Consider the following 15,100-nt stretch of genomic DNA (forward strand, 5'->3'; position numbering starts at 1 on the left):
GCTGTCTTCTTATGGCAAATTTCAGCTATGGACAGTTAACAAAACTGACCTTAGAAGAGGTCATTGCACTAGCAAAAGAGAAGTCACTGAATGCACAAATTGCAGTAAATAAAAAGGATAACAAATATTGGGAGTATCGTAATTATCTTGCTACAACCTTACCAAATCTAAGCCTTTCAGGAAACCTTCCGAACTATAAGAGTGGTATTAGTCCGGTTAATCAAGATGATGGTTCAACGGCATTTCGTAAAAACAGCCAAGCATCGTCAGATCTTAGAGTTAGCTTGTCTCAGAATATACCATGGACGGGTACAAAGATATCCTTAAATAGTGAACTTAGTCGTATTGATATCCTAGAAGGAAAAGATACAGGCGTATCTTACTCGACCACTCCTCTTTATGTAACTGTAGAGCAGCCTGTCTTTGCATTTAATAAATTTAAATGGGACAGGAAGATTGCACCACTACTCTATGAAGAGTCGAAGAAAGAGTTTCAAGAAGAGTTTGAGAACATTAGCTATAGAGCAACACAAAACTTCTTTCAGCTTCTTCTTGCCCAAGTAGATGTAGCCATTGCACAGAAGAATCAAGCGAATAATGACACCATCTATAATATAGGAAAGGGAAGATACAATTTAGGTAAGATTGCAGAGAATGAACTGTTGCAACTACAACTTAACACCCTATCCTCTAGCCGAGATGTATCCACAGCAAAGATTGCATTAGAGAGTGCTAGATTGAATCTAAACACTTTTATAGGTAGACCTAAAGGAGAGGATTTCCAACTTATCAGCCCAGATCAACTACCTATATTTAAGATCGATCCTCAACTAGCTTTAGAAGAGGCAAAAAAGAATCGTAAACAGTATTTGGCATTTAAGCGTAGACGAATTGAAGCAAAGAGAGAAGTGGCTCGTGCAAAAGGAAATTCTTCCCTTAATGTAAATGTTATTGGTAGTTACGGGGTTTCACAATATGCAGATGATATACACCTCGCCTACAAAGATTTTAATGAGCAACAACGTTTACGAATTGGTTTCAATATTCCATTGGTAGATTGGAAACAACGTAAATCTAAATTACTGATGGCCGAGGCGAGTCAAAAACTTACGGAGAATACGATCACACAGGAGTCTCAACTATTTGAACAAGAAATCATTGTTCTAGCACAGAAGATTCCAATTATATATGATCGTGTTAAATCGACAGAGCTGGCCAATAAGATTGCTCAGAAACAGTACGAAATCTCAAGACAGCGATATATGGTAGCCAATATAAGCATTACAGACTTGAACCTCTCATTAAAAGGGAAGGATAGTGCTAGTAGCTCATATCTAAGAGCATTACGAGAGTTCTGGACTTCGTACTATCAATTAAGAATGTTAACGATGTATGATTTTGAGAATCAGCATCCTATTATTAATGTTCCAGAAGAGGAAAAACCATGAAGACGATTATAGAAATAAAAGACCTTATCAAGGACTATCATATGGGTAGCTCTAATGTAAGAGCACTAGACCATGTCTCTCTTAGTATATCAGAAGGAGAGTATGTTAGCTTTATGGGACCATCTGGATCAGGTAAAACGACCTTAATGAATATCATTGGCTGCCTAGACCTTCCTACAGATGGAAGTTATCATCTTAATGGTAAAAGTATTTTTAATATCGAAGCGGACGAAATGGCCGCCATTCGTAATAATGAAATAGGGTTTGTATTCCAATCCTTCAATCTACTTCCAAGAAGTAGTGCCCTTGAAAATGTTGCATTACCTCTTGTGTATGCAGGAGTTGCAAAAGAGGCACGACTTGAAAAAGCCTACCAATCACTTGAAAGGGTTGGACTTGGCAATCGTGTGGACCACAAACCTTCTGAGTTATCTGGAGGTCAACAACAGAGGGTGGCTATAGCCAGAGCACTTGTCAATAACCCTTCGCTGATCTTAGCAGATGAACCAACAGGAGCACTCGATACCAAAACATCTTATGAGATTATGGATCTTTTCGAGGAACTCCATCTTAAAGGTCATAGTATTGTAATGGTGACCCATGAGGAGGAGATTGCAGAATATGCGAAAAGAGTTATTCGTATGAGAGATGGATATATAGAGAAAGATACCCTTAATAATCAACAAGAGTGATGATCGGTACACATTCGTCTTACTTCCTGAAAAAGAGCCTGCTTTATTTTCGTATTGTTAGGCTCTTTTTGGGATGCTCTATACAACTGAATTATACGAGGATTAACGGTACCACACAGACACAAGTGTTGTTTGAGAAGAGAACAAAAAGTATGCACCAAACAGTAACCATACAAGACTTCTCTTTATCAACAGATCATTCTTTCTCTCTCTTTTACAAAAAATACTAATCGGATTAATAAATGTAATACCCCGATAATAAATAACCGTTTTTCGAAATGATGATCAAAAATAATTATAATGAAAATATCCTTGATACATATGGATATAGAAATGGGTGTATGTCTCCATACACCCACCTCACATATATAAATATAGTAGACCTAAGAAATTACCTTTAGCTCTTTGCCTACTTTAATAAATGCTTGAATTGCTTTATCTAGATGCTCTCTTGTATGTGCAGCCGAAAGTTGAACCCTAATACGTGCTTGGTCTTTTGGAACAACTGGATAATAAAAACCTGTTACATAGATACCTTCATCAGATAACATAGAAGCAAAGTCTTGAGATAGTTTTGCATCATAAAGCATCACTGCACAAATAGCAGATGAAGTCGGTTTGGTATCGAAACCAGCATCTCCCATTTGAGAGACAAAATACTTTGTATTTTCATGTAAACGATCTTGTAGTTCGTTGTTATCACTAATTAGATCAAACATACGAATCCCTGCTGCTGCAATCGAAGGAGGAATAGAGTTCGAGAACAGATAAGGACGTGATCGCTGTCTTAGCATTTCAATCACCTCTTTCTTTCCAGTCGTGAATCCACCAATAGCTCCACCAAAAGCTTTTCCTAGAGTTCCTGTGATAATATCTACCTTACCACGACAATCATATAGTTCTGTTACACCACGACCTGTTTCACCAACAACTCCTGCAGAGTGACACTCATCCACCATCACCATAGCATCATATTTCTCCGCTAGACGAATAATTTCATCCATTGGTGCCACATTTCCGTCCATTGAGAATACACCATCCGTAACAATAATTCTAAAACGTTGCTCTTGTGCTTTAATCAACTGTTGCTCAAGATCAGCCATATCAGCATTCTTATAACGGTATCTTTGTGCCTTACACAAACGCACTCCATCAATAATAGAAGCATGGTTTAATGAATCTGAGATGATCGCATCTTCAGCAGTAAAAAGTGGTTCAAAAACACCCCCATTAGCATCAAAACATGCTGCATATAGGATAGTATCTTCCGTACCGAAGAACTCCGCAACTTTCTGCTCTAGCTCTTTATGCACATCTTGTGTTCCACAAATAAAACGTACCGATGACATACCAAAACCTCTTGCATCAAGACTCTCTTTAGCAGCCTTAATAAGTTCAGGATGATCAGACAGTCCTAAATAGTTATTGGCACAGAAGTTCAATACGTCCTGTCCGTTATCTAATGCAATCTCTGCATTTTGTGGTGTTACAATAATACGTTCGCTTTTAAACAAGCCTGCATCTTTAATTTCAGCTAGCTCGTTTTGAAGATGTTCTTTAATTTTACCGTACATAACTATATAATGATTACTGATTGAAATGATTTTCATTAATCTCAAAATAGAAGAGTCGCTTCTTCTATTTTCTTATACAAAGTAATAAAATCTTTTAATCTATCACACCCTTATAAAGACAGTTTTTATCTCATGATGGTGATGAAAAAAATCACTCTTTTACACCATTAAGTATTGCTTTTTTATTCATGATCGCTTAATACCCTACGTCACATTCATTCAATTTCCTATCTTTGTACTATTAAAAAAATTAGCAAAGTACTTTTAGTCATGAGTGAAAGAAAAGTAAGAGTTCGTTTTGCACCGAGTCCCACAGGACCTCTTCACATAGGAGGAGTGCGAACTGCATTATTTAACTACCTATTCGCAAAGAAAAATGGTGGTGACTTCCTTCTTCGTATCGAAGATACGGATCAAACAAGATACGTGCCAGGAGCTGAAGCCTATATCATTGAAAGCTTAAAATGGAGTGGTATGGATATTGACGAAGGTCCAGAAAACCCTGGAACATGTGGTCCATATCGACAGAGTGAGAGAAAAGAGATCTATCACGAATATGCTTTACAACTTGTACAGAGTGGGGATGCATATTATGCTTTCGATACTCCTGAGGAGTTAGATGCAGTTCGAACAGCGCACGAAGAGAAGAAAGAGACTTTCACTTACAATGCAGCGACTCGTATGTCTATGAGGAATTCTCTTTCTATGGATGCAGCAGAAGTAGAGAAGCTTCTTGCAGAGGGTGTTCCTGCAGTTATTCGTTTTAAGATGCCAACAGATCAAGAAGTTTCTGACACAGATCTTATTCGTGGTAAGGTAAAGTTCCAAGCATCACTTCTTGACGACAAAGTACTATATAAAGCGGATGGTATGCCAACGTACCACCTTGCAAATGTGGTTGATGACTACCTAATGAATATCTCTCATGTTATTCGTGGTGAAGAGTGGTTACCATCTCTTCCTCTGCATATTCTATTATATGAGAAGTTAGGATGGACATCCCAGCGTCCACAATTTGCACACCTTCCACTGATCCTTAAACCAGTAGGTAAAGGAAAGTTGAGCAAGCGTGATGGGGATAAACTTGGATTTCCTGTTTTCCCATTAGAGTGGAAAGATCCTCAATCAGGGGATATCTCTCGTGGATACCGTGAAGATGGATATCTACCAGAAGCTTTTGTTAACATGCTAGCACTTCTAGGATGGAATCCTGGAACAGAACAAGAGATCTTCACCATGGATGAACTTTGTGAAGTTTTCTCACTAGAGCGTGTTACGAAATCAGGTGCTCGTTTCGATCCAGAGAAGACAAAATGGTTCAACCATCAATATGTTTCAACTCTTGACAACTCAAAATTAGTGGAGCTATTTATGCCAACACTACTAGCTGAAGGTGTTGATGTCTCAGGACTTGACCTAGAGAGAGTTGTAGGTATGGTTAAAGAGCGAGTTAACTTTGTCAACGAGCTATGGGAACAAACATCATTCTTCTTTGTAGACCCAATATCTTATGACCCCAAAGTGGTTAAGAAGAGATGGAAAGAGGCTGTTCCAGGTTATGTTACAGAGATTAAAGAGGTCGTTGCAGCTGTAGATAATTGGAATGCTGCAGACATCAAATCAGCAGTATCTGATCTTGTTAATAGTAAAGAGTGGGGGTTCGGGTTGATCATGAATGCACTTCGTCTTGCGATTGTAGGTGGAGGTTTTGGTCCTGACCTATTTGATATATGTGAAATCATTGGCAAAGAAGCGACATTACGTCGTCTTGATAATGCGATACAGAATATCCAGCGTTAAGCCCTTATTTCACTAAATATAAACAATGCATCATTCATATCTGGATGATGCATTGTTCGTTATAAGTGATCTTTGATATCATTTTTCTCCAGTTCATCCTAACACGTCTGTTTTTATTCGTTCCACCCTATTCTCCGTTCCCAATTTCAGATCATAGACGTAAGGTATTATACATCGGTATGTATAATTTCGGCTATTAAGACATATCGGGATAGATAATGGACATTTTTATTAATTCTCAGAATTAATGATTCTTATCTTTATAAGACAAACGAGATATTAAGTTATTACACTTTTCATCCTATCTCTAAAATCGTACTTTATTAGGTTGAATTACTTATAAAACAGAAAAATGAATAAAATCACACTACTTCTCTTATGCATCATTTTACATGGTTGTAAGCAGAGAACTACAAACGATCGTCCCAACATTGTATGGATTGTTTCTGAAGATAATTCTGCACACTTTATGAACTTATATGCCTCTAACGGGGTAGCCACCCCAAATATTGAAAAGCTGGCCAATAAGGGGATATTATTTGAGAATGCATATAGTATGGCACCAGTATGTTCTGCTGCAAGAAGTGCCATCATATCGGGATGTAACAATGTTAGAACAGGTACACAGTTCCATCGTGCATCGCAGGATGTCCCTCTTCCTCATGGTGTAGAATTCTACTCTAAGTTACTTCAAGATGCTGGTTACTATACAGCAAACAATAGCAAAGAGGATTACAACTACAAGACTACAGACAAAGGTTGGAATGAATCCTCTCGAAAAGCAAGCTATCGAAATCGTAAAGAGGGACAACCATTTTTTCAAGTATGGAACTTCGGGACCACACATGAAAGTTGTTTACATTTTGACCCTAAAGAGGTGACAACAAAACCAACAAACATTAACCCCGACACCATTACTGTGTTCCCATATCATCCAAACACCAAATTGTTCAGGTACACTTACGCAAGATATTATGATCAAATACAGAAGATGGATAAGCAAGTAGGTGAGAAGGTAAAACAGTTAAAAGAAGATGGTTTACTTTCCAATACCATTATCTTCTATTATGGAGATAACGGGGGAATACTACCGAGAAGTAAAGGATATGCTTATGATAATGGAACCAAGGTCCCTATGGTTGTATACCTTCCGAAGAAGTACCAACATCTATTTCCAACCGAGCTACCTAATCGAAGTAAAGCGATGGTTAACTTCACCGATTTGGCTCCAACATTATTATCTATCACTGGCTGTAAAATACCAAACGAACTCGACGGGAAACCATTCTTAGGCAAGAGTGTAACAAAAGAAGATCTTAACAGTAGAGATGAAGTATTTTCATTTGCCGATCGTTTTGATGAAAAAAGTGATATGGTTCGAACCATTCGCATAGGCAACTACGAGTACATCAGAAGTTATCAACCTTTTTATATCGATGGACAGTACAATATGTACAGATATAAACAAGCGACATATAGAGAGTGGTATAACCTCTACAGAGATGGAGAATTAACAGCACAGCAGAGTGCCTTCTTTAAAGATCGTCCTGCAGAGATGCTCTTTGACCTATCGAAAGATCCACACGAAATTAAGAATCTAAGTAGTGACCCACATTACCGTGATATCTTAAGTAAGATGAGATCTAAAATGATACAGAAAGAGCAAGATTTAAATGACCTAAGCTTCTTCCCAGAGTCTTACCTACAAAAAGTGGCATTCTCTGATCCTTCTAGTTTTGGAATAAAGCATAAAAAAGAGATCAACGAGTTAATGGACATCGCAAACCTTGAACTGCTTTCTTTTGATGAAGCGAAGGAATCTATCGTAGCCAACTTAAATGCGTCGAATCCATGGAAGAGATATTGGGCATTAATCGTATGTTCAAGTTTTGGCAGACAAGCAGAAGAACTACTTCCTGTTATCCAAACCATCGCATCTCAGGATGATGAGAGGCTAGTTAGAGTAAGAGCCATTGAATACCTTGGACTTTTGGGAGACAAGAAGGTCATTAAGGATATAACAGATGAGGTGAATCAGTCTAAAAACGTGATGGAGATCGTAGAGATACTTAATAGTGCCTCCATGATAAAGATGCACCAACCGAACTTTAATTTTCACATTAACCCTAATCTTATCTCCCCAGATTGGGATAAAAAAGAGACTGTATGGGTCAAGAATCTAGTCTCATACCTAAATGGTGAAGGTCTGATTATATAAAAACATGCAACATTAAGAATACTCTTCTACTCTATTTTGCAGTAGTAGAGTATTCTATCACAACGACCCAAAGCACTCTAATATGTTAATCAGAAACCTTATGTCAATATTAAACACCAAGCACTCTTTAAAGAACCCTAAAATTAACATTAAGCATTGACAAACAAGAATCATAGTTTTTGATAACAATTCATTATCAAATGGTTCAATCCATTTTTTTAATGAATAAATCTAACATAACATTTGTATTGTATGTATTAAAGTATTTTTTTTGTAAATTATAGCTCTGAAACGATTATCGTAACAAAACAGGGTATCAATTACATAAAAATCTTATACGAGTATGAGACTGCTTCTTTTTTGCCTATTAATATCATGTTTGTTCTTTTCATGTCAAAAGAATGAACTAAACTATATCCCAGATGTTATTTCTCCACCGGAGAATATAAAACTAAATCAGGGTTTTGTAGAGCAACGCATGAATTTAGAAGGGATCTTTTCCGATCAAGATGGGGAACCACTGCAAATATCTGCATTATCAAATGCAATAGAAGTAGTAGCAACTCGAATTGAAGGAAAAGAGTTAATCATTAGTGAAAAAGGGAATGGTACAACTAAGATTACACTACGTGCAACAGACAATATGGGGGACTATACGGAGACCAAATTTGGGGTAGAAGTCAAACCTCCTTATCTTCGTTTTGCCGTGATTTCTGACCCTCATTTTATGGATCCGTCACTACTAGGTCAAGTGGGAACTGCTCTTATCAATGAAAAGAACAAAAACCCATTGATGTTTGAACAGAGCCATGTCATTGTTCCACAAACTATCGAAATGATTGCTAGCAATTTTCATCCTAAAGTTCTTATCATAAATGGCGATCTTACAAAAGATGGCTCATTGGCTTCTCATCAAGCAATGGTAGGAATTCTTGATAAAGCACAAAAACTTGACATGCAGGTTTATGTAGTTCCAGGCTGTCGTGATATTAACAACTATAATGCATCTAGATATAGTGGATCAAACAAAGTTTCCGTTCCGAACATCACGCAAGAGAAATATAAAACCCTTTACCATAATTTTGGATACAATGATGACAAGATCACTTTCAGTCAAGACTTAAGCTCTCTAAGCTACGCCTGCGAGCCTCAAAAGGGAGTATATATGATCATGATCGATTCCAACAGTTTCGAGGGGAACAATGCATCAAACCCATATAATGAGAAGAGTCGTATCAAGCCAGAGACGCTTAAATGGATAGAGAGTATTGTTTCTCAGGCTAAAGATGAGAGAAAAACAGTCATTACATTTATGCATGGAGCTTTAGCAGAGAGTTTTACTGGAGAAGCAACACATTTCACCAACAACCTCATTGATGATGCTGATAACATTGCGAATACCTTAGCAAATTTAGGAATAAAAGTAATATTTACTGGACACAATCACATTCAAGATATTAGTGAACACACTTCTCCTGAAGGAAATAGGATAACTCAAATCAGCACAGGAGCCTTATTAGCATATCCGAATCCTTTTAGAATTATTACACTTAAAACAGATCAAAATCTTTCGATCAAGACACACAATTTCAGTGACTTCTATCAAGGTAGTCAAGGTGCCTTATTCTTAGAAAGAGCAAAAGATGATTTTAAGAAACACTATTCAGTATATATCAATAATATTCTAAGTAAGAATTATGGGGTTACGGGTTCTCTATTAACAATTGGAACAAATGCCGCAACCGAGGTTGGTGTAATGCATGCCTACGGGGATGAAAAGAAAAGTGAGCTTGATGAGAATAGTCAAATCGGTATCATCATGTTACAAGATGGAAAAGGAAAAATTCATGATGCAGGTGTCATGTTAAATAATATGGCAAATGACCTATTTCCTCGAAGCGATGTCGAATATTCTGTTCCCAAGCTTGGAGTATGGTAAGAATAGGTAACAAAAAATACACATTCAGTTAACATTAGTTTTATATTATAATAACATTTTTATATATTTGCACAATATCCTTAAAGAAGCACTAGTTAATAGATCATTTCTATTAATTCTTGTAGGATAGATGATTAGGCAAATTTTGGTTTTTACCCCATCATAATCTATTTATGATGGGGTTTTTTGTATCCAATAAATCGTGAAGTATGATATCGGTTGTGGGTATATTCAACATATCTTATGGATGTCTGTAGAGTATGTATCAAGATAAAACAGACATTTTGTTTATTTTGTTAAATTATAACTATATTTGATATAGAGATATAATAAAGTTGTATGATTAATATTTTCTAATAGCCATTTTCTCAACAGTCATATTTAAAGAAAATACAAGAATTAATCTGTTCTTATTTACATCAAACAACCAACTATCTATATCGGGGATCGTGACGTTTACCTCTTCTCTTGTAAGACGATTATTAAGAGAAGAGGTTATTCGTCACTCTGTGTAAAAAACGATAGATATTACTAATTACGCAATATCTAAGCTTAATCTAATCAATTTAAATTGAATGAAATAGGGATAGTCATTCCTGTTTTCATATTATCTGGAAGATTTTCAAAATGAAGTAATTGCACTACTCTTTTTGCCTCTTCATCAACATCACTTCGGATTCCTCTCATAACTTCCACATCGTTAGTATAACCATCATCATCTACTTTAAATGAGATAAATACTTTTCCTTGAATAGAGTCTTCTAAAGCGGTAGATGGATATTTAATATTCGACCCGACTTCAATGAAAAGAGCATCTAATGATTTCACCTCTATCGTCTCTGATTTAGTACAGGCAATCGATAAAAGAATCGTTAGAGTAAATACTAGATATTGTAAGGGATTTTTCATCTTTAATACTATTTAGTATAACAATAAAATTAACATCTGTTAATGTACATTTTTTTCACAACCAATCATAGTAAACATAAATAAAGATGTGACAAATTTAAGATTCATAATACATAAAATTACAGATCGCAATTATGGGGCGTACACTAAACTGAATATTCAATCAGACATAGAGTGTAAATATTCAGATCAAGACCGATAAAACAAGAACGCCAACCGCACTGTTATAATTCTATACCGTCCGCAACTAGAGTAAATACTTAATAAATTTTAGATACCATAAGTCTACTTCATAGGACTCTCCTCCGTGGCTCCTTCGACTCTCCTTCGACTATTGCTCATATATTGTTCACATATTAGTCACATATTCACCACACCTCCTTCACATATTTGTGAAGAAAGCATCACCAATATATCAACGATATATATCTACTATGTGAGCAATAGTCGAAGGAGAGTCGAAGGAGCCACGGAGGAGAGTACTATGAAGTAGTTACTTCGTTACTATCTGTCCAATACGATTATGAAATGATCTATTCTAGAAAATAGTCAATTGCATTTACAGTTCAAATGATTTATTATTCACCCTTTGTTTACTCTTTTTCAACAGACTAACACTCATTCTAATACGAGCTCTAATGGCAGGAGAGTTCTCTTCACCCATTAGCCCCAACATCCACTCTAACTCTCCAGCTAATTCTGGAATATGAACAACACCTTGGGTAAATAACGTTAATGCATTGCATCTTACTGCTACTGGTATAGATCTGTCAACACACAAAGAAGCACATCGGTCTAAAAAATAGGGCTCATGAATATAGACCATAGGGTTGACAAGAATGGCTCTTGTAACAGATCGAACGACACTCATATCATTACAATCTATAAAGATCGACAGAAGTTCTTTGTGGTATATTCGGGACCATATTGGGTTGGCAACGATCATATGATCCATCATCCAATATAGCCGATGTTTATAGTAATTTTTTTCATCAGCACATCGGGTAATTAGGTGCTCGAAGTATCGTAGATTATTTAGTAATCGATCACACCAAAAGTCGATATCATCCTTCGATCCCATCATTGTATGTTCCCTGCTTAACCAATAGGCTTTGTTGTGTTGAAAACAAATATCCGATGTTATCCTACTTATTCTCATTGTGTTAATTTATCACTATTCATATGTTTACAGAATATTAAAATACACAAAAATACACCACAACCTATCAATTTGCTTTGATTTACCAAAAAAAATATATTCCTTTGGAGAACAACAATGGGATAGATCCCGTTGATTTTATTATTTATTTTAATTGCAATATGGCTATGGTGGGGCGCTCTAACGCAAGAGAATGTTCAAGCCATATTGATTTTTTTGAACTAAAAGACTCAATGATATATATTATTCAAAATACTTCTTGGCTATGGCTTATCTTATCGCAAATACGTGACGAGATGTAGCTTTATATACTTATACAAGATGTAAGAAAGCGTTTTATCGAATCACGATAAAACGCTTTTTTTTTGCCCAAAAATTAAAATCATCATCACTTATGAATAAAATATTAATCAAAACAAACACCAAACAGATCTTAGCAGATACCGTTACACCAGTAAGTATTTTCCTAAAGATCAGGGATATATTTCCTAAAGCGATACTTTTGGAGAGTTCTGATTATCATGGTAACGAAGACAGTCACTCTTTCATCGCATTCAATCCATTGGCTTCATTTGTGGTGGATGACAATACCATCACAGAGGACTATTTTGGAGAAAAAAGTATCTCTAAAGTAACGAAAGATATAAGCGTTGCCCAGAAATTGGAGTCTTTCTATAAGATGTTCGCTGTTGACCGCCGCAAAGAGGTGCCGATGAATGGTATTTTTGGGTATGTAGGATATGATGCAATCCCTTATTTTGAAGATATCCAATTTCATAGTACTAAGAATACATCGTATCACATTCCTGAGATACGTTATGATTTTTACCAAGTGATTATCGTTATTAATCATCATAAGAATACCATTCAAATTATAGAGAACTGCCGTGAATCAGAGGCCTCAAACATTAACTATTATGAGCAGTTAATATTGAAATCACCATTCTCTACTTTTCCTTTTTTAGCGTTAGAAGAGGAGAGGTCGAATATCGATAATGATACCTTCAAAGAGATGGTATCAAAAGCTAAAGCACATTGCTATCGTGGTGATGTGTTTCAGATGGTTTTATCGAGACAATTTCAACAAAAATTCCAAGGTGATGAGTTCAATGTATATCGTGCATTACGAAGTGTAAATCCATCTCCATATCTATTCTATTTCGACTACGGGAGTTATAAGATATTTGGTTCATCACCAGAGGCTCAAATACAGATTAAAGGAAACAGCGCTTCCATACACCCTATTGCAGGAACGTTTAAACGTACAGGTAATGACTTAAGAGATCAAGCATTAGCTAAGGAGCTTTCAGAAGATAAAAAAGAGAATGCAGAGCATGTTATGCTAGTTGACCTAGCCCGAAATGATCTTAGTATCCATGCGCATCATGTGCATGTAGAGACTTTTAGAGAGGTTCAATATTACTCGCATGTTCTTCATATGGTATCGAAGGTTACTGGGACATTAAATGCAAATCAGAATCTATTTGATGTTTTTGGGAATACATTCCCTGCAGGAACACTCTCAGGAGCACCTAAGTATAAGGCCATGCAGCTCATAGACAAATATGAGAATCAAAGTAGAGGTTTCTATGGTGGTAGCATTGGCTTCTTATCTTTTCAAGGCGATTTTAATCATGCGATCATGATTCGATCTTTTTTAAGTAAGGACCAAACGCTTTATTATCAAGCTGGCGCAGGGATTGTCGCTAAATCATCGGAAGAGAGTGAGCTTCAAGAGGTAAACAACAAGTTAGCTGCATTAAAGAAAGCAATTGAAATCGCCCAAACTATTGAATCATGAAGATAGCAATCATAGATAATTACGACTCATTTACTTACAACTTAGTACATCTACTTAAACAGTTTGATGGGGTAGAAGTAGAGGTACTTCGTAACGATAAATATAAGATAGAAGAACTTGATGTTTTTGATAAAATACTTCTATCTCCTGGGCCAGGTATTCCTTCTGAAGCTGGTTTATTAATGGAGACAATTGCAGCATATGCTGAATCGAAACCAATTCTTGGCATATGTCTTGGACATCAAGCTATTGGTGAACATTTTGGTGCTACATTGGAGAATCTGACAGAGGTTTTCCATGGCATCCAAGATGAGATTCATGTAAACAATGATACAACTCTTTTTCAAGGACTGACACCAACCATCGACGTTGGACGTTACCACTCATGGGCCATCTCTAATAATGAATTGCCATCATGCATTGAAATTATCGCAAAGGACAATGCAGGACAGATAATGGCCATTCAACATAAGGAACTACCCATCATGGGAATGCAGTTTCATCCTGAATCAGTGCTTACTCCGACTGGAGAGAAAATCATCAAACAATGGATAAATAACTAAGACTATCATGAAAGAGATACTATCATACTTATTCGGGTACCACCAATTATCATCTTCTCAAGCTGAGGAGATCTTGATGGAGATAGCAGAGGGCAGATTTAGTGAGTCCGAAATTGCTTCTTTTTTGACTGTCTTTAATATGAGACAGATATCTATTGACGAACTAGATGGCTTTCGAAATGCACTACTAAAACTTTGTATTCCTGTTGATCTTAGCAATTACAATACGATTGACTTATGTGGAACAGGTGGTGATGGAAAAGACACTTTTAATATATCAACGTTAACTGCATTTGTTGTGGCTGGTGCTGGATATCACGTGGCCAAACATGGGAATTACGGAGCATCCTCTTCTTGTGGCTCATCAAATGTTATGGAATACCTCGGGTATAATTTTAAGAATAATGAGAGTGAAATCAAGAGTGAATTAGATAGATGTGGGATCACATTTCTACATGCACCTCTATTCAATCCTGCAATGAAACATGTAGCTCCAGTAAGGAAGGCATTGGGATTAAAAACTTTCTTTAACATGCTAGGTCCATTGGTTAATCCGGCCCAACCCAAGAACCAGATGGTAGGAGTATTCAATTTAGAATTAGCACGAATGTACCAATACCTTTTTCAACGTAGTGATAAAAACTTCACAATTGTACATACATTGGAAGGGTATGACGAGATCTCACTTACAGGTCCTTTTAAACTAATCAGCAAAGATAAAGAAGAGATCATCGACCCATCAAGCTTAGGCTTTTCTCGAATCAATGCAGGAGATATTGCCTCTTCTGGTGATATTCAAGGTACAGCCAAGATATTCATGGATGTACTATCTAATAGTGCTACAACGGCGCAAAAAGAGGTAGTGATCTGTAATGCCACTTTTGCAATTCAAACCATTAATCCTCGATCTTCATTTGAAGAGGCGGTAGCAGAAGCTAGAGAAAGTCTAGAAAGTGGAAAAGCACTTAGTGTATTTCAAAAACTAATCAACAAGTAA

General features: G+C 36.5%; 11 protein-coding genes. 8 read left to right on the forward strand and 3 right to left on the reverse strand.

The features are described from left to right. Window positions 1-11 precede the first annotated feature (11 nt). Both K5X82_11190 and K5X82_11195 read left to right on the forward strand, forming a co-directional pair. Window positions 12-1,448, forward strand: a complete 1,437-nt coding sequence (locus tag K5X82_11190) for a TolC family protein (GenBank protein ID QZT35859.1) — start codon at window positions 12-14, stop codon at window positions 1,446-1,448. Next, window positions 1,445-2,140 carry an ABC transporter ATP-binding protein gene (locus tag K5X82_11195; protein QZT35860.1) on the forward strand — a complete coding sequence of 232 codons (696 nt, stop codon included), beginning with the start codon at window positions 1,445-1,447 and terminating at the stop codon, window positions 2,138-2,140. The genes K5X82_11190 and K5X82_11195 overlap by 4 nt, the downstream gene beginning before the upstream one ends. A 383-nt stretch (window positions 2,141-2,523) precedes the next feature. On the opposite strand, the gene kbl is transcribed toward K5X82_11195, so the two are convergent. Then, window positions 2,524-3,714 (reverse strand): glycine C-acetyltransferase, encoded by a 1,191-nt coding sequence (gene kbl, locus K5X82_11200; protein ID QZT35861.1) that lies wholly within the window; start codon window positions 3,712-3,714, stop codon window positions 2,524-2,526. Window positions 3,715-3,984: 270 nt separating this feature from the next. Here kbl and gltX point away from each other — a divergent pair, with 270 nt between their 5' ends. The 3 genes from gltX (at window position 3,985) to K5X82_11215 (ending at window position 9,671) form a co-directional block, all read left to right on the forward strand. Further along, window positions 3,985-5,514 carry a glutamate--tRNA ligase gene (gltX, locus tag K5X82_11205; GenBank protein QZT35862.1) on the forward strand — a complete coding sequence of 510 codons (1,530 nt, stop codon included), beginning with the start codon at window positions 3,985-3,987 and terminating at the stop codon, window positions 5,512-5,514. Window positions 5,515-5,866: 352 nt separating this feature from the next. After that, window positions 5,867-7,732, forward strand: a complete 1,866-nt coding sequence (locus tag K5X82_11210; GenBank protein ID QZT35863.1) for a sulfatase-like hydrolase/transferase — start codon at window positions 5,867-5,869, stop codon at window positions 7,730-7,732. 343 nt (window positions 7,733-8,075) lie between these two features. After that, window positions 8,076-9,671: a metallophosphoesterase gene (locus tag K5X82_11215; GenBank protein QZT35864.1), complete on the forward strand. Its 1,596-nt coding sequence runs from the start codon at window positions 8,076-8,078 to the stop codon at window positions 9,669-9,671. Between the two features lie 561 nt (window positions 9,672-10,232). Here the strand turns inward: K5X82_11215 and K5X82_11220 are convergent. Next, on the reverse strand, window positions 10,233-10,580 hold the full coding sequence (locus K5X82_11220) for a TonB family protein (protein QZT35865.1): 348 nt from the start codon (window positions 10,578-10,580) through the stop codon (window positions 10,233-10,235). 559 nt (window positions 10,581-11,139) lie between these two features. Further along, window positions 11,140-11,739 (reverse strand): hypothetical protein, encoded by a 600-nt coding sequence (locus K5X82_11225; protein QZT35866.1) that lies wholly within the window; start codon window positions 11,737-11,739, stop codon window positions 11,140-11,142. 394 nt (window positions 11,740-12,133) lie between these two features. On the opposite strand from K5X82_11225, the gene K5X82_11230 reads away from it, so the two are divergent. From K5X82_11230 to trpD, 3 genes are read left to right on the forward strand one after another with little or no spacing between them, the layout of a single operon-like run. Continuing rightward, on the forward strand, window positions 12,134-13,540 hold the full coding sequence (locus tag K5X82_11230; protein ID QZT35867.1) for an anthranilate synthase component I family protein: 1,407 nt from the start codon (window positions 12,134-12,136) through the stop codon (window positions 13,538-13,540). Continuing rightward, window positions 13,537-14,103 (forward strand): aminodeoxychorismate/anthranilate synthase component II, encoded by a 567-nt coding sequence (locus tag K5X82_11235; GenBank protein QZT35868.1) that lies wholly within the window; start codon window positions 13,537-13,539, stop codon window positions 14,101-14,103. The genes K5X82_11230 and K5X82_11235 overlap by 4 nt, the downstream gene beginning before the upstream one ends. Before the next feature lie 4 nt (window positions 14,104-14,107). Next, complete coding sequence (trpD, locus tag K5X82_11240; GenBank protein QZT39123.1) at window positions 14,108-15,100, forward strand: anthranilate phosphoribosyltransferase; 993 nt, start codon at window positions 14,108-14,110, stop codon at window positions 15,098-15,100.

It is taken from the genome of Prolixibacteraceae bacterium, assembly GCA_019856515.1.
In the GTDB taxonomy this organism is placed as follows: Bacteria; Bacteroidota; Bacteroidia; order Bacteroidales; family Prolixibacteraceae; genus Halosquirtibacter; species Halosquirtibacter xylanolyticus.